Raw genomic sequence first — 316 nt, 5'->3', positions numbered from 1 at the left:
TGAAAAGGCCGCCTTCTGGGTGTTCCACGGCACGGAAGACGCGGTCATCCCATTGTCCGACTCCGTCGTCCTTTATGAACGGCTCAAGGGTCTCAAGCGCAATGTGCGGTTGAGCGTCTTGGAGGATGCGGACCATACCGCGGTCGAGGCAGCCGCCTTGAATGATGCCAAGATGTGGGAATGGCTTCTGAACCAGCGCCTCGACAGCGCCGCAAAGTGACAGATCCAGGCCTAGGACCGATGAGCCAGGGCCGCAGCTCCAAGGGAACGGCGCCAAAGCGAGCAGGTTCATTGTCTCGGGCCCAGGTCATCGACC

1 protein-coding gene is annotated in these 316 nt (G+C 60.8%); it reads left to right on the top strand.

The features are described from left to right. A partial coding sequence (locus tag FEZ63_RS25030; protein ID WP_244622927.1) for a prolyl oligopeptidase family serine peptidase occupies positions 1 to 220 on the top strand: 220 nt, incomplete at its 5' end. Positions 221 to 316 lie beyond the last annotated feature (96 nt).

This window comes from Microvirga brassicacearum, assembly GCF_008757455.1.
Lineage (GTDB): Bacteria > Pseudomonadota > Alphaproteobacteria > Rhizobiales > Beijerinckiaceae > Microvirga > Microvirga brassicacearum.
This window is presented reverse-complemented; position numbering and strand designations above follow the sequence as displayed.